The sequence below is a fragment of the Mucilaginibacter galii genome (genome assembly GCF_014635825.1).
Lineage (GTDB): Bacteria > Bacteroidota > Bacteroidia > Sphingobacteriales > Sphingobacteriaceae > Mucilaginibacter > Mucilaginibacter galii.
The window spans coordinates 284,643-299,350 of record NZ_BMDO01000004.1; the positions used below are offsets into that span (position 1 = coordinate 284,643).

The 14,708-nt window shown below is 42.6% G+C and carries 15 protein-coding genes; 7 read left to right on the plus strand and 8 right to left on the minus strand.

Annotated elements, in window-relative coordinates; all coding sequences use genetic code 11:
* Positions 1–58 precede the first annotated feature (58 nt).
* On the minus strand, positions 59–418 hold the full coding sequence (locus IEV61_RS09760) for a DUF4174 domain-containing protein (protein ID WP_188416110.1): 360 nt from the start codon (positions 416–418) through the stop codon (positions 59–61).
* A 42-nt stretch (positions 419–460) separates the two neighbouring features.
* Positions 461–922 carry a DUF4268 domain-containing protein gene (locus IEV61_RS09765; protein WP_188416112.1) on the minus strand — a complete coding sequence of 154 codons (462 nt, stop codon included), beginning with the start codon at positions 920–922 and terminating at the stop codon, positions 461–463.
* A gap of 185 nt (positions 923–1,107) precedes the next feature.
* Here IEV61_RS09765 and IEV61_RS09770 point away from each other — a divergent pair, with 185 nt between their 5' ends.
* Positions 1,108–1,980 carry an SMP-30/gluconolactonase/LRE family protein gene (locus IEV61_RS09770; RefSeq protein WP_188416114.1) on the plus strand — a complete coding sequence of 291 codons (873 nt, stop codon included), beginning with the start codon at positions 1,108–1,110 and terminating at the stop codon, positions 1,978–1,980.
* Positions 1,981–2,190: 210 nt separating this feature from the next.
* On the opposite strand, the gene IEV61_RS09775 is transcribed toward IEV61_RS09770, so the two are convergent.
* Positions 2,191–4,635, minus strand: coding sequence for an alpha/beta hydrolase family protein (locus tag IEV61_RS09775; protein ID WP_188416116.1), 2,445 nt, complete (start codon positions 4,633–4,635; stop codon positions 2,191–2,193).
* A gap of 131 nt (positions 4,636–4,766) precedes the next feature.
* A complete protein-coding gene (locus IEV61_RS09780; RefSeq protein ID WP_188416118.1) occupies positions 4,767–5,453 on the minus strand; it encodes a class I SAM-dependent methyltransferase in 687 nt (228 codons plus the stop codon).
* Positions 5,454–5,532: 79 nt separating this feature from the next.
* Here IEV61_RS09780 and IEV61_RS09785 point away from each other — a divergent pair, with 79 nt between their 5' ends.
* The gene (locus tag IEV61_RS09785) at positions 5,533–6,258 is read left to right on the plus strand and encodes a DUF92 domain-containing protein (protein ID WP_188416120.1); all 726 of its coding nucleotides are present in this window, start codon (positions 5,533–5,535) and stop codon (positions 6,256–6,258) included.
* A gap of 265 nt (positions 6,259–6,523) precedes the next feature.
* Positions 6,524–6,718 carry a cold-shock protein gene (locus IEV61_RS09790; RefSeq protein ID WP_188416123.1) on the plus strand — a complete coding sequence of 65 codons (195 nt, stop codon included), beginning with the start codon at positions 6,524–6,526 and terminating at the stop codon, positions 6,716–6,718.
* A gap of 75 nt (positions 6,719–6,793) precedes the next feature.
* Here IEV61_RS09790 and IEV61_RS09795 read toward each other — a convergent pair whose 3' ends face one another.
* Together IEV61_RS09795 and IEV61_RS09800 are read right to left on the minus strand one after the other, a co-directional pair.
* Positions 6,794–7,663, minus strand: coding sequence for a YitT family protein (locus IEV61_RS09795; RefSeq protein WP_188416125.1), 870 nt, complete (start codon positions 7,661–7,663; stop codon positions 6,794–6,796).
* A gap of 18 nt (positions 7,664–7,681) precedes the next feature.
* Positions 7,682–8,254: an HD domain-containing protein gene (locus IEV61_RS09800; RefSeq protein WP_188416127.1), complete on the minus strand. Its 573-nt coding sequence runs from the start codon at positions 8,252–8,254 to the stop codon at positions 7,682–7,684.
* 192 nt (positions 8,255–8,446) lie between these two features.
* Between IEV61_RS09800 and IEV61_RS09805 the strand changes: the two genes are divergently transcribed.
* The 3 genes from IEV61_RS09805 to IEV61_RS09815 all read left to right on the plus strand — a co-directional run bounded on the left by IEV61_RS09805 (position 8,447) and on the right by IEV61_RS09815 (position 11,255).
* Entirely contained in the window at positions 8,447–9,757 is a 1,311-nt protein-coding gene (locus tag IEV61_RS09805) for a sensor histidine kinase (RefSeq protein ID WP_188416129.1), read from the plus strand.
* Positions 9,758–9,831: 74 nt separating this feature from the next.
* A complete protein-coding gene (locus IEV61_RS09810) occupies positions 9,832–10,212 on the plus strand; it encodes a response regulator (protein ID WP_188416130.1) in 381 nt (126 codons plus the stop codon).
* A complete protein-coding gene (locus IEV61_RS09815) occupies positions 10,212–11,255 on the plus strand; it encodes an adenylate/guanylate cyclase domain-containing protein (RefSeq protein ID WP_229747086.1) in 1,044 nt (347 codons plus the stop codon). The genes IEV61_RS09810 and IEV61_RS09815 overlap by 1 nt, the downstream gene beginning before the upstream one ends.
* A 2-nt stretch (positions 11,256–11,257) precedes the next feature.
* Here IEV61_RS09815 and IEV61_RS09820 read toward each other — a convergent pair whose 3' ends face one another.
* Positions 11,258–13,093, minus strand: a complete 1,836-nt coding sequence (locus tag IEV61_RS09820) for an ABC transporter ATP-binding protein (RefSeq protein ID WP_188416131.1) — start codon at positions 13,091–13,093, stop codon at positions 11,258–11,260.
* 115 nt (positions 13,094–13,208) lie between these two features.
* Positions 13,209–13,499 carry a hypothetical protein gene (locus IEV61_RS09825; protein ID WP_188416132.1) on the minus strand — a complete coding sequence of 97 codons (291 nt, stop codon included), beginning with the start codon at positions 13,497–13,499 and terminating at the stop codon, positions 13,209–13,211.
* Between the two features lie 515 nt (positions 13,500–14,014).
* Between IEV61_RS09825 and IEV61_RS09830 the strand changes: the two genes are divergently transcribed.
* Positions 14,015–14,599, plus strand: coding sequence for a C40 family peptidase (locus IEV61_RS09830; RefSeq protein WP_188416133.1), 585 nt, complete (start codon positions 14,015–14,017; stop codon positions 14,597–14,599).
* Positions 14,600–14,708 lie beyond the last annotated feature (109 nt).

Below are 14,708 nucleotides of genomic sequence, written 5' to 3' on the forward strand. Positions count from 1 at the left end.
TATCTACGATTTTTTATATAAAGCGCAAATATAGGTATTTAATGTATTTACAAATACACTACTTCACCAGCCGGGCCATTTCGGCTTGGCGCATGGGCATTTCGTCAATGGTAGAAAATAGCGTTTTTAAGGTGACAGGGCTGGTTACCCTCAATTTATCGCCGCCATCTTTACCAACTAATATAACGGTGTAGTTTGACCTGATCTTTTTATGCTTAAACATCTTGATGTCGCGGTCGCCGTAGTAAGTGTGTATTTCAATATCGCGCTCGGCTAAACCCCTGGTGTCGGCTTTAAGCGCTTGCATTTGTTCCTTTAGCGCCGGGTTGCTGGCTTTGTCTGCAAAAATGAGCAACATTCTCTTGTCGGAAGAAGTAGTGTAGGCACTCAACAGCGTTAATATTATTAATTGAAACATATTAGTTATTTAGCACAAATCGTGCCCCTGCATTAAATATATTTACTTTAATGCATCAAAGCTGTACTTTGCATCGCTCCAAAATTCGTCTAAAGCAATAATACGGGGCTTAAAGAAGGAGATCAGCGCAGGCCAGTCGTTCCTGTTAAAAATGCTGACGTTGTTAAGTTGATGATATATACGGCTCACCGTTTTTCCGTATTCATCGTGCCCGTGCAATTCCCATTCCCAGTCTTCGTTCAACGCACCGGTCAGTACTAATTTTAGCTCTTTAAATTGTTCAAAAAAAAGTTCCTGTATACCGGCATCGGGATGGGTTATTTCTATGCCAATGCTGGCTATACGGCTTTCGGCCTGCATACGAAAGTTTACATGTTTAATCCCTGTTTTGTAATTAACCCAATTAATTTTCATACCCTCTGCCGATAATTGCGGAGCGATGTACTGGCCAAAGGTGGTCCAAAAACTTTGCTTTATTTGCGATGCCTGTTCTTTTGAATACATGAGTAAACTAATACGCTATAACCGTTGTTGTTTTACAAATTGCTAATTACGATGTTTAGAAAAAATTATCACCTATGAATTTTTTACCTAAAGCATGTTTAACAGTGCTGTTACCGTTAAGCTTATTTTCTGCCATACATTTTAGCAACAGCCCGAGGGCAAACTTAACCATAAGCATTCAACCCATGGATACCATAACGCACGGCCCTGCAAATTTATTCGACCCGCAAACCAAGCCGCAATTAGTTAGCAAGCAGTTCGCTTTTACTGAAGGCCCCGCTGCCAATACACATGGCGATGTGTTTTTTACCGATCAGCCTAATAATTCGATTTGGAAATATGCCACCGATGGTAAACTTACCTTATTTAGCAACCACACCGGCCGCTCTAACGGAATGTACTTTGATAAGCATGGCAACCTGCTGACCTGCGCCGATGAGCAAAACCAGATCTGGAGCATTGCGGCCGATGGCACAAAGTATAAAGTATTGATAAACGACTATAACGGACATAAATTTAACGGCCCTAATGATCTTTGGGTTGATGGTAGAGGCGGTATCTTTTTTACCGACCCTTACTACCAGCGCGATTACTGGACCCGCAAGCACCCTGAGATTGACGGTGAAAAGGTTTATTACCTGCCACCTGGCCAAACCCAGGCCATTATGGTTAGCGATAAGTTGAAAAAGCCCAATGGCATTGCCGGCACCAGTGATGGCAAATACCTTTACGTTGCCGATATTGGCGGCGATAAAACTTACCGCTTTACCATCGGTGCAAACGGCGCACTAACCGAACAGCAATTGTTTACAGCCCAAGGCTCAGACGGTATGACGCTGGATGATGAAGGTAACGTGTATTTAACCGGTAAGGGGGTAAGTATTTTTAACCCCAAAGGAGAGAAGGTAGGCTGGATTGAAATTGCTGAACCGTGGACCGCAAACCTATGCTTTGGCGGAAAGAACCGCGATGTGCTTTTTATTACCGCCTCTAAAGCAGTTTACACTTTCCAGATGAAGGTAAAGGGTGCAAGTAAGAATGCTTCAAAGCAAAAGTAGATTTTTGATCATATCATGCTGGTCCTGCTGAAGCGTTAGCCGCCTTGCTGAGTCTTCCACAAGCTCAGACTGACACGATTAATAGTGATACAAAAACAAAAGAGCCTTCACTACTATAGCAGTGAAGGCTCTTTTGTCAAAACTTGTCATGCTGCGCATATCGAATCATTCGCCGCCTGGCTAATTCTTCGGTAAGCTCCGCATAATATACTAATCCATTTGTGCTGTAGTTGCTGGTTTAGCTTTCTTTACATACGTTTCCATCCACTGGTATTGCTCCCACAATTTGTGCAGCAGGTTTTCGCGACCGCGATAACCGTGTGCTTCGTATGGTAAGAACACAAAGCGAACGGTACCACCAAAGCCTTTAACCGCAGCAAATAAGCGCTCACTATTAATAGGGTAGGTACCGGTGTTATCATCGGCATCGCCATGTATTAATAACAATGGAGTTTTGATCTTATCAGCATAGCTGAAAGGGCTCATTTCATAGTAAAGTTTAGGGTCGTCCCAATAAGTACGCTCTTCATTCTGGAAACCAAAAGGCGTAAGGGTACGGTTGTAAGCACCACTCTCGGCCAAACCGGCTTTAAACAGGTTGGTATGTGCTAACAGGTTAGCCGTCATAAAGGCACCGTAGCTATGGCCACCAACAGCCATGCGGTTGCGGTCGCCCACGCCCAAGTCTGATAGTTTGTTGATGGCTGCTTTGGCATTCATCTCTAACTGCTCAACAAAGGTGTCGTTAGGTTTTTTACCATCTTTAGCAACAATTGGCATTGATGCATTATCTAAAACCGCATAACCTTGGGTAACAAAGAATATAGGGCCACCCGGGTTAATGGTGATGAAGCGGTCTTTTGAACCACGAATCTGTGCGGCATCATCGGCAGAGTTAAATTCGGCAGGGTAGGCCCAGATCAATACCGGCAACGGTCCGTCTTTTTCTTTGTTATAACCTTTAGGCAGGTACAAATCGCCGGTCATATCTACACCGTCGGCGCGTTTGTAAGATATTTTTTGCTTGGTTACACCCTGCATTTGCGGGTAAGGGTTGGTAAACGAAGTAATTTGCTGGTCGGCAATTCTGAGTTTTAGATTTTTGATGTAGTAGTTCGGAACCTCGGTTTGTGTTTCCTTACGGGTGATCAAAGTCAGCTTAGCCGGGTCAATAACGTCGTAAACATACTCGTACTGACCTTCGTTACTCCGCCAAATGATATCACTCTTTTTGGTATTCAAATCAAACGTGGCCAAAAAAGGCAAATCACCTTTAGGCGACGAACCGGTTACGTTGTTCATCAGCAACTTAGTGCCGTTTTCGATAGGCATAACTACACTTCGGCCATATTTATTTTTGTTGGTTACCGGGTCGCCCAGGTTACCATAAACGTCCGTTTGGTTGCGTTCCCAAAGTTTTTCCAGTTTACCAGTAGTTGGGTTAAAGCGGCTAACTTTTGAGGTTTGTTTAGAACGTAAACCCTCGCTTACCAGCGCCAGGTCGGCAGTGCCCCATTGTATGTTACGGAAACGGGTCTCTGTTTTGAATAGTTCTTTAGGTTCGCCGGTAAAAGGTGCGCTTAAAGCATATACCACGTCATGATAATCCATTTTCTTGCGGATCAATCCACTGTCTAACGGTGCAGCCCAGGTAATGGTAGCCGGTTCGTCGTCGCGCCAGTCAAAACTACGCGGAACGTTTTGCAGGTTATCATAACCCGATGGCCTTACTTCGCCCGATGGCAGGTTGGCCAGCGTTTTAACGGTTTTTCCGGTCAGGTCGGTAATGGTTACGCTTGATGGGAAGCTTTGTGCCGTAACCAGGTAAGAGAACGGTTTGTGCAAGGTACGCATCATGATATATTTCTTATCAGGAGATAAGGTAAATGAAGCATAGATTGCCGGTTTGCCAACAGGAGTTTCGATACCGTTTTTGTTGATCACTAATTGCGAAGTACAGTAGAACTCAAACAATTTTTCATCATAAGGAGATTTGATCAAATCCTGGTAAGTAACGCTTGGTGCCGATTTTCCTAAGTTTTGCTGTACCACCGGACCGGTAGGGGTAAGCGGACGTACAGGCGCCATGGTAGCAGGTTTAACAATAACCTTATACATCATGGTGTTATTATCTACCCAGGTAATGCCGCCGCCAAAGCCGCCCATTACATTGTTTAATGGTAGTTTGTTTACTTTGGTTGCCTTGTGGGTAAGTACATTTACGAGGTAGAGGTCAACGTTTTTGGCATTGGTTTGCGTGAACACAAATTTGCTTTCGTCGGGGCCCCAGCTCACGCCGCTTGCATTAAGACCGGCTGGCAAACCTAAAATAGGGTACACTTTGCCGGTTTTAATGTTCTTTAAGCTTAAACCACTGAAAGAAATTACCTGCCTGCTGGGTGCAAAGTTGTTAGGGTTAATCCGCATACCGGCAATCCGCATTTCGGGGCGGGCAAGTTCTTCAACAGAAGGTAAGGCGTTTCGGTCGCTCAATACCATCCATTCGGCTTTCGAATCGATGCTTACGGTAGGGGTTGGTTTGGCCGTGAGCAACTCTGTCATTGCCTGCGGCGGCTTTTGGTATCCAACGGCGTCCTGGGCTTTTACCCAAACACTGGTTGATAGCAATAAGGCACAAAATAGGGTTTGTTTCATAAAGCTTATTGAGTTAATTAGCAGTAATAATGCGATGAAAGTTAACCAAAACCTCCAATAAAACCGGAAATGATTGGCTTTGCATCATGTTTTTTACAAAAAAGTAAGCGCTAACACAATATTTGCATTAACTAAGCAGTTGTAAGCCTCACCAGGTATTGTTTAAATTCGTCTTCATACAAAACTTCTGTAATAAAGCTTGCGGATAGGGCTACCTCGGTAAGTTTATGCTCATCAATATATAACCAGTTAAACCATTGCGTTTTTTGATCCTTATACTCGTACTGGTAAGTTATTTCTCCATAATATTTATCGGCCGGTAAGTTGCCATCATATAAATAAGCAATATCCGACGAGTCGAACAACAGCTGCCCGCCTTTGGCCAGCATATTTTTAAATATAGCTAATAATTTATTTAAGTTTTTAATATCGCCGGCTAAGCCTATTCCGTTCATCAATAATAGTATGGTGTCAAACTGTTCGCCGCCGTAAGTAAATATATCTTGCGTATCGGCATTTTTAACACCACGTTCCTGCATTACCTTAACGGCCAGCGGCGATATATCAATAGCTTTTACTTCAAAACCACGCTCCTGTAATTGCAAGGCGTGGCTGCCTGCACCGGCGCCTACATCAAGCACGCGGCCGCGACACTCGTTCAGGGCCAGCCATTCCAGGTCGGGCATGTCGTCTTCCTCCCTGAAGTAAGCGTCTATGGGCATGGCTTCTTTGGGACCATAGGTATTGTGTATCCAAAGTTTGCCATGCGAGTTTTTTGTGTGATGATCGTAAATAGCTTGCCCCAGTACATCTTTCATGAAGGCAAAGCTAACTATTAATCTTATTAGAGGATAATACACGCAAGCCTGTAAACCTTCATATATTTGAATTGATGATATGATAGGTTTCAATGTATATTTCTTATTGGCCGTTTTCCTGCTGACCGGCATGGTGTGTAGCGTTTGGTTTAAAAAGCTTACCGCATGGGGTGCCATTGCCGGCGGATTATGCGCTTTATTAGCTTTTGCAGGTGCCGGCTTTACAGGTATTGGCATGATGACGGCCTTTTTTGTTGCCGGTACTGCGGCCACTTCATGGCGGAGAGCCGACAAGAAAAAGCTGGAAACTACCGAAGCCGATCATGCCGGGCGTAATGCCGGGCAGGTACTGGCAAATTCTGGTGTAGCCGCCATAGCCGGGGCATTAGCTTTGTTGTTTCCGGCTTATATCAATTGGTGGAGCCTGGCCATTGCAGCCTGCTTTTCATCGGCCACCGCCGATACGCTGGCCTCCGAACTGGGAACTCTATATGGTCAACGCTTTTACAACATCATTACCTGGAAGCCCGACCAGCGCGGATTGGATGGCGTAGTAAGTCTGGAGGGAACATTTTTAGGCGTGTTGGGCAGTGTCTTAATTGCCTTAATGTATTATGCAGGTTTTGGCGGGGCATGGTACATCATGATCATTGTAGTGGCAGGTACGGCAGGCAACCTGGCCGACTCAATTTTGGGTGCGGTTTTGGAGCGCAAGGGGTTTCTGAAGAATGACGCCGTTAACTTTTTAAACACCTTAATTGCCGCACTAATTGCCATCGCATTGCAGGCGATTTTTTTTTCTTAGAACACTTTTTTATTGATCTCCATTTCAGAGGTTCAATTGAATTTCGAGCCTTGAAAAACCAGGATGTTCAGTTATCTAATAATTTGAAGTTCTATGAACTTTTTTGAAGGAAATATGAATTTATGTGTGGAACTGTGAGGCGTGGTAAATTGAAAATACATTACAACTTTCGGCTACATAATTTAATGCTTTGTTAAGTAATTTCACCATAAGGAAAATATGCGGATGTTAATGCGTATCTTGCGCACTTATTAAATACAATACAATGCAAAAAGAAGGAACAGTAAAGTTTTTCAATACCGAAAAAGGTTTTGGCTTTATCTCACAAACCGAAGACAGATCAGACGTTTTTGTACACTCATCTGGTTTGATCGACGAAGTACGTGAGAATGATAAAGTAACTTACGATGTAGAAGAAGGCCGTAAAGGCTTGAACGCGGTAAATGTAAAATTGGTTTAAATATCACTATAAATTTAACGTAAAAGCCCTTGCTGTAAAGCAAGGGCTTTTTGTTTTTAGTTCATTATGAGCTTATTAGTGTCTTGCACGGCGCTTTAACACACCGCCCGTTGCTTCTTTAATTGTACTGGTAAACACGAAAGCTTTAGGGTCAATAACGTGGATCAGGTTGCGCATCCGGCGTATCTCCAGGCGGGTAACTACGGTAAATACAATATCTACCGGGTGGCTAATATCGAAGCTGTCCTTTAAAAAACCACGCTCACCCTTGTAAACGGTAATACCACGGCCTAATTGCATAACTAACTGCTGCTTAATCACTTCGCTTTGGCCCGATATAATGGTCACTCCTGTATATTCTTCCAAACCTTCAATTACAAAGTTGATAGTCCGCGATGCGGTATAGTAAGTCAATATAGAATATAAGGCGGTAGGTAAGCCCAGTTCAAACGCTGCAATGAGAAAGATTACTATGTTTATTCCCAAGATGATCTCGCTGATAGTGAAGCTGATACGCTTACCAGTATATAAGGCTAACACCTCAATACCATCTAATGCACAACCACCACGTATGGCCAATCCCACACCAATACCCATAAACACCCCACCAAATATAGAAACCAGTAACTTGTCCGACGTTATTTGCGGATAAGGCACATACAACAAACAAAGCCCCAGGCCAATAACGGCTACCAGTGTTTTAAGGGCAAATGCCTTGTTTACCTGGTATGCACCCATAATGATGAAAGGCAAGTTTACAATCACAATGACATAAGCGATGTTAAAATGATAAAGCTCATGAAGTAATAACGATATACCGGTAACCCCTCCATCAAAAAACTTGTTGGGTACCAGGAAACCTTTTAGGGCAAAGCCGCAAAACAGGATACCTATAAGTGTATATGTTATATCAGTAAGCCAATGGGGTAGTTGTATGCCTTTCATTCAAATAAAGCTGGTGGTTTAGGATGCTTTTATCTTTCTTAAATTTTCTTCTTTTACTGCTTGCCGCAAATTTATGGCAGTTGAAGTGAAATAACGATGGTTTTCGAGAAAATTGATTTGCGTTTGTTTCCAATCTTCACTGGCGCTGATCTCTCCGGTCAACGCCAGCTCTTCATGAAGTTTTTGGCTTATGATGAAGTAATCTTCGCGCCCCAGGTAATCAAGGTCGGCATCTGCCAATATTTCTTCCAAATGGTTCTTAGGCGATTGCGGAATCTGCGTAGCTTTAATTAAGCTACAGATCTGCTCAATTTCTTCGGGTGTATACTCAAAACCGTGAAGAACTTGCCGTGCTATCCGGCACGATTCCTCTTCATGTCCTTCGGCTTTTACCGTGAAACCGGCATCATGGTATTGTGCGGCAGTAAGCAATAGTTCAGTTTCGGGTTTGCTTAAGTGCTCAAGCGCAGCAAGCCGGGCAGCAGCCTGATAAACGTCGGCAACGTGATCAATGCTGTGGTATACCAGGTGCGCAGGCAGTTCTTTACGTAGCTTGTTCATAATATAATTGCCTGACTGTTCAAATTGCATAAAGCTTTCCGCGTTTTGCCGACTAAGATATTAAATGTTTCAGTACCATGCCCGTCTAAACACGCATTAAATGGTTACAATATACCATAAACTACATATTAATAGCAGGTATTTGTTTATTAGCAAATTTTGTAGTTAATTAACCAACAAATCACTTACACCGTCACCATCATAATTTATATCCTTTAAAGCATGCATTTTTTTCCATTTTTGGCAGCCTTTCTACTTATCAGACATCTTCAACGATCACTGAAGTTTAGTCCGTTATTGCCCAAATGGAAAAATATGTTTTGGGTAGGTACAGCTACCATCGTGGTGTTATTCTTCGCATTTTTGAAAGATAAGCATGGTGTTTTAAATGATTTTGTGGGGGTTGCGGTTCTGGGAAGCTTGCTTTACTACTTATATAATGAACCCGACTTCAAACCTTTTCATTCTTACCTTTTTTCGCATTTGCCTTTGCTGGCCGCAGCATTCATAGGCGCCTGTGTGAGATTAATTAATGAGGACTTCTACGAAGATTTTTCAAGCGTTTTTCAAATTGCTATAGTAGGTGCATTTATCTGGATATTTGCACGGGTTGCCAATTCTAAAAAGCAAGACGAAGCCCTGAGGGTGGCTGCAGAACGGAAAGCAGAACTTGAAGCCTTAGTTAAAGAACGTACAGCTGAACTTACCTTACAGAAAAACGAACTGGAGCAGGCGGTAACCGAGCTAAAATCTACACAGGCGCAGTTAATTCAGGCCGAAAAAATGGCTTCATTGGGAGAGCTAACCGCCGGCATAGCGCACGAAATTCAAAACCCGCTAAATTTTGTCAATAATTTTTCGGAGGTAAGTATGGAGCTTATCGAGGAAATGGAGCAGGAACTGGAGCGCGGAGATATTGAAGAAGCTATAGCCATAGCTTCAGATGTTAAACAGAACCTTGAAAAAATTGGCTTTCACGGCAAACGTGCCGATGGTATTGTGAAAGGCATGTTGCAGCATAGCCGGGCCAGCACAGGTCAAAAAGAACTGGCCGACATCAATGTTCTGGCCGATGAATATTTCCGTTTATCGTATCATGGTTTGCGGGCTAAAGACAAATCTTTTAATGCTACACTGGTCACTAACTTTACGCCCGGCTTACCACAGGTTAACATTATTCAACAGGATGTAGGCCGTGTAATACTTAACCTGTTTAATAATGCTTTCTATGCAGTGCAACAAAGGCAAAAGCAATCGAGTTCTGATTATAAGCCTACCGTAGAGGTAAGCACTGCATTGCTGATCGGCTTTATACAGATCAGGATAAAGGATAACGGTACGGGTATACCTGATGAGATCAAGGAGAAAATTATGCAGCCGTTCTTTACCACCAAACCCACAGGAGAAGGTACAGGATTGGGCTTATCTTTGAGTTATGACATTATTGTAAAGGCTCACAACGGTACCATTGATATAGATAGTAAAGAGAACGACTATACTCAATTTACCATAAAGTTGCCCCTAACCAATTAATTTGCGCTTTTAAAGCATTTGATTGTTTAAGGACCTCCGCAGCACATTAACTTTTAATTATATTTGAGCCTCATATGAAAATATTGGTTGTTGACGACGAGGCGGATGTACAGCCGCTTTTTTTACAGCGGTTTCGCAAAGAGATACGCAATCATGAACTCGAGTTTAACTTTGCCCTGTCTGGCGAAGAAGCATTGGACTATTTGAAAGAAAAGCATTCGGAAGTTGTGCTCATTTTGAGCGATATAAACATGCCTGGCATGAGTGGTTTCGACCTGTTAACCAGGATAAGAAACGATTACGGTATACCACCGCCGCCTGTGGTAATGATGATTACTGCTTATGGCGACGAGGAAAGCTACCAACAGGCAATGGATAAGGGAGCTAACGACTTTTTAACCAAGCCCCTCGATTTTAACTTATTAAAAGAAAAACTTAAACCCTTAATTGTATAATGGCTAAAATACTGGTGGTAGATGATGAGGCCGATTTGGAATTGTTGGTTAAGCAAAAGTTTCGTAAAAAAATAAGGGAAAACGTTTACGAGTTCGTATTCGCGCAAAACGGGGAAGAAGCCCTGGAACGCGTTAAAGATCATCCCGATATAGACGTTGTACTTAGCGATATTAATATGCCGGTGATGGATGGGCTAACGCTGCTAAGCCGCCTTCCAGAAGCCAACCCTATGCTTAAAGCGGTAGTGGTATCGGCATACGGCGATATGCAAAATATACGTACCGCCATGAACCGCGGTGCGTTTGACTTCATTACCAAGCCCGTAGACTTTGCCGACCTGGACCTAACCATGGAAAAAACCATACTCCATGTAAGGCAGTTACAGGAAACCATTAAGGCTATTAAAGAGAACAACATCCTTAAAATGTATGTTGACGAGAACGTACTCAACTTCATGACACACAAGGAGTTTGAAGGTAGCCTGCTTAAGAATGAAGTGCTCGAAGCAACGGTGGTTTTCTTTGATGTATGTGGCTTTACCTCTATTACTGAGCAAATACCCGCTAATACGGTAGTTAATTTGCTTAACGGTTTGTTCGATAAAATTGTGAAAGAAATTATTGCGCAGGGCGGCCATGTAGATAAATTTATGGGCGATGCTGTGATGGCTGTATTCAGAGGAGAATACCATCTGGATAGGGCTATTGACGCGGCTCTTGCTGCCAAGGAACAATTGAGCAAAACACCTGAAATACAGGCAGGAGATGTAACTTATAAACCCGAAGTATCCATTGGCATTAATTCGGGGGAAATGGTATCAGGTAATATTGGCTCGGCTTCGCTGAAAAGATTAGATTATACGGTAATTGGCGATGTTGTGAATCTTTCGCAACGTTTGCAATCGGCAGCTAAGGCCGGACAAATTATCATTACCGAAGACGTATATCATAAAGCCAAAGAATCTTTCAGTTGCGAAAAAATTGGTGATGTGATACTCAAAAATAAATCGAAACCGGTAACTATCTACGAAGTACTGGCTTAGCTTTATTGATAGCCCTTAGCCTGTAGATAGAACAGTTCTGCGTAGCGTCCATTCTTCGACAGCAGTTCCTCGTGGGTACCAATTTCTATGATCTGGCCTTTATCAAGCACCATGATCCTGTCGGCCATACGCGCTGTTGAAAATCGGTGCGAGATCAACACGGCCGATTTTCCCTGTGTCATTTCTGCAAAACGCTGAAAAACTTCGTACTCGGCACGTGCATCGAGCGCGGCGGTAGGTTCATCCAATATAAGCACCTGTGCATCTTTCATGTAAGCACGGGCCAAAGCTACCTTTTGCCATTCACCACCCGATAATTCAATACCATCGTTAAAACGCCGCCCCAGCCATTGATCATATTGGTTAGGCAGTTTTTGCGCTAAAGCATCCGCAAGGCTTTCCTGGGCAGATTTTTCAATTAAAACCTTGTTATTAATTTCGGCGATATTGCCCACAGCAATATTTTGCGACAGCGTCATTTGGTACCGTATATAATCCTGGAATATAATGCCAAGGTTTAATCTTAGCTCTTCAATGGCATAGTCTCTAAGGTCAATACTATCAAGCAATATACGCCCTTCGGTGGGTTCGTAAAGCCGGGCTAATAGCTTAACTAAGGTGGTTTTGCCGGCACCATTCTCGCCCACCAGTGACAGTTTTTCGCCAGGGTGCAGAGTGAAATTTAAATAACGGTTGGCCCAGGCCTGGCTGTTGTGGTATTGAAAGCCCACGTTTTCAAAGGTAAAGCCCTGTTTAATAGGGTTGGGGAAAGGCAGAGGTTTTGAAGCTATAGTGATACGCGGCTTTATTTTGAAGAAGTCTAAAAAATCATCTAAGTAAATAGCACCCTGAGAAACGGAGGTAAACCTCGAAAGCACACTTTCCATTAAGGCACGTAACTGCCTGAACGAACCTGCCAGAAAAGTAAGATCGCCCACAGATAGCTTGCCATCCACCGTTTTAACGATGATGAATACATATGCCGCATAATACCCGGTGCTGCCCAGCATAGAAAAAAAGCTTCCCCAAGCCGATCTGCGTACGGCAAGCTTACTGTTATCGGTATAGAACTTATCAGACAGGGTTTCAAACCGGTCTATCACAAAACCGGCAAGGTTAAAGATCTTAATTTCTTTGGCAGTTTCATCGCTTGCACCTAAGTAGCGAAGGTAATCAAGCTCCCGGCGCTCAGGTGTTTGACTGCGCGATAACGCATAATTCTGATTATTAAAGTGCGATTCTCCCAAGAAGGCGGGTAAAATGGCTATTACGAGCAAGGCTATAAGCCATGCGTTAAAGGCTATTAATCCAGTAATAAGAAACGCCATGGAGATCATATCCTGCACTTGGCTCATTACCTGCGTAAGCAGCATGGTGCGGCCAATGGTTTGCTGGCGGGCTCGCTCCAGTTTATCGTAAAATACCGAATCCTCAAACTGATCAAGATCTAAAGTAGCCGCATGCTGCATAATCTTAACGGAAGTGTAGTTGGAAAACAGGTCGCCCAATAAACTGTCAGTCAGGTTTATCAAGCGGTTTAAAGCATCGGTTACAATAGCCAATATAAACTCCAGGGCAACAAGCTGCCATAAGTAATTATGGTTATCAAACGATGTGTTACGATTAAGCAACACAACCTCATCAACTATAAGCTTACCCACGTAAAGCAATGCCACAGGCATGGCCGAGCGCAGCAGCCTCAAAATAAAGCTCAAAAGCGTTTTAGACGGGCTGCTTTGCCACGCCAGCTTAAAAAAAGCGGGTAAATTACTTAAAGCAGCCAGCCGCTGGCGTAGGGTAAGATCTTTGGTGTTTATCTTATTTTGGGGTTGACGCATTAATTCTTCACTTGTAAAAAAGCGAAGTTATGAATCAATAGCCCTTTACTTCATTTAAGTACTAAATTATACGCAGGGTTAACAATAGGGGTTTTGTTGCGTTTGTAAGCTTCGTTTAATTCTCGAAGTGTTTTATAAGCGGGCTGGTATTGTTGAAGCGCAGCCTTACGTACCACTTTATAGCGTTAAATACATCAATTCCTTTGGTTACTGAAAGGTCCATAGTTTCAAAAATGAGCCGTGTATTATTGTCTTCGGCATACATTTGTATCTCGTTCGGATCAGGTATAAAGGAGGCCTGCTGCGAATTGTACACTTTTATTTTTATATCGGTCACTTTAGATTGTATGATCTCCAGGCATGAGTTGTCGTAGCCCTTTAATACTTTATAGTTCTCGTTTTCCATTAGTATAATACATTTATTTATAGTCTTTGATGTACAGTTATATACAGTCTTGAAAAGGTTAGTCATTACCAACGCAATTCAGTACGGTATAATTGAGTATCTGGCTATAATTGGTTTAAATGCCTGAAAAGGCATCGATAGTACTATTGAGGTAACAAATTTTGAGCCATTTTGCTATTTAAAGTATCAAACAAAAATATAAGGACGTTGTCGGTATCAAACAATTGCCGCCGCTTGAGGTCAGCTCTTACAATGATTGGTGGCGGTCTGCCTCTTAAAAGATACCCCTTTTTCCTGATCGTCAACCAAGCATTGCTGTAAGGTGAGGAGGCATCTTATTTTAATTTAACCGAACTAATAAAAGGAGAGGATAAGAAACTTAACAGTAGTCCTACACCCAACGGTATGTTACTGGTTGTAGGCGGACATTAAAATAAGGATGGTAATTGCGTGTATAGTTAAGATATTGAATTACTGGGTAGTGTAAACTACGGTAATTTTGCATATTATTACGTATGCAAACTGCCGTGTATATCTTATTCGTAATTGTACTATTAAGCTGTGGAGATGCAGGTAAGCGTAAACCGTCTTTCGAACTTACAGACTCTACAGTAAAAACCTCTCAGGTTAATACTCAGCCGGCTTCTACACTTAACACAGAAAAAAGTCAAACAATTATTAATACTGGAAATATCACACCGGCACAATTGGTAACATTTGCAAGTACATTGCAGGGCATTCCTTATAGATATGGATCAACAGACCCGCAACAGGGGTTCGACTGCTCGGGTTTTATTACTTATGTGTTTAATCATTTTAACATCAGTGTTCCGCGTAGTTCGGTAGAATATACCTCGGTTAACAGGCCAATTAACCTCAACGAAGCTAAAACCGGCGACCTTATCCTCTTCACCGGAACCGATAGTGCAATTAAGGTAGTAGGTCATATGGGCATACTGGTAGCCCAGCCCGGTATGCCGTTGTCGTTTCTACATGCTACCTCGGGGAAGGCGTACGGCGTTACCCAAACCCCTTTAAATACCTACTACATGGGCCGCTACATGAAAACCCTCCGCATTTTTCATCAAAATGATAAGTAATTGTTTAATTGACCATCTTCATTTAAACCTTCAAAAATTCTCATCTATCAAAAGTTAAAACTTTATATTTACGTTTTAAACCTGAATATAGACCAACCTTGGTTATTTA

What these genes read in the sequence shown, in the direction of transcription:
- IEV61_RS09795 (WP_188416125.1), bottom strand. Translation starts at nt 7,663, where the DNA reads ATGAAAGGCATACAACTACCCCATTGGCTTACTGATATAACATATACA.
- IEV61_RS09760 (WP_188416110.1), bottom strand. Translation starts at nt 418, where the DNA reads ATGTTTCAATTAATAATATTAACGCTGTTGAGTGCCTACACTACTTCT.
- IEV61_RS09825 (WP_188416132.1), bottom strand. Translation starts at nt 13,499, where the DNA reads ATGGAAAACGAGAACTATAAAGTATTAAAGGGCTACGACAACTCATGC.
- IEV61_RS09785 (WP_188416120.1), top strand. Translation starts at nt 5,533, where the DNA reads ATGATAGGTTTCAATGTATATTTCTTATTGGCCGTTTTCCTGCTGACC.
- IEV61_RS09805 (WP_188416129.1), top strand. Translation starts at nt 8,447, where the DNA reads ATGCATTTTTTTCCATTTTTGGCAGCCTTTCTACTTATCAGACATCTT.
- IEV61_RS09810 (WP_188416130.1), top strand. Translation starts at nt 9,832, where the DNA reads ATGAAAATATTGGTTGTTGACGACGAGGCGGATGTACAGCCGCTTTTT.
- IEV61_RS09815 (WP_229747086.1), top strand. Translation starts at nt 10,212, where the DNA reads ATGGCTAAAATACTGGTGGTAGATGATGAGGCCGATTTGGAATTGTTG.
- IEV61_RS09820 (WP_188416131.1), bottom strand. Translation starts at nt 13,093, where the DNA reads ATGCGTCAACCCCAAAATAAGATAAACACCAAAGATCTTACCCTACGC.
- IEV61_RS09770 (WP_188416114.1), top strand. Translation starts at nt 1,108, where the DNA reads ATGGATACCATAACGCACGGCCCTGCAAATTTATTCGACCCGCAAACC.
- IEV61_RS09830 (WP_188416133.1), top strand. Translation starts at nt 14,015, where the DNA reads ATGCAAACTGCCGTGTATATCTTATTCGTAATTGTACTATTAAGCTGT.
- IEV61_RS09765 (WP_188416112.1), bottom strand. Translation starts at nt 922, where the DNA reads ATGTATTCAAAAGAACAGGCATCGCAAATAAAGCAAAGTTTTTGGACC.
- IEV61_RS09780 (WP_188416118.1), bottom strand. Translation starts at nt 5,453, where the DNA reads ATGAAAGATGTACTGGGGCAAGCTATTTACGATCATCACACAAAAAAC.
- IEV61_RS09775 (WP_188416116.1), bottom strand. Translation starts at nt 4,635, where the DNA reads ATGAAACAAACCCTATTTTGTGCCTTATTGCTATCAACCAGTGTTTGG.
- IEV61_RS09800 (WP_188416127.1), bottom strand. Translation starts at nt 8,254, where the DNA reads ATGCAATTTGAACAGTCAGGCAATTATATTATGAACAAGCTACGTAAA.
- IEV61_RS09790 (WP_188416123.1), top strand. Translation starts at nt 6,524, where the DNA reads ATGCAAAAAGAAGGAACAGTAAAGTTTTTCAATACCGAAAAAGGTTTT.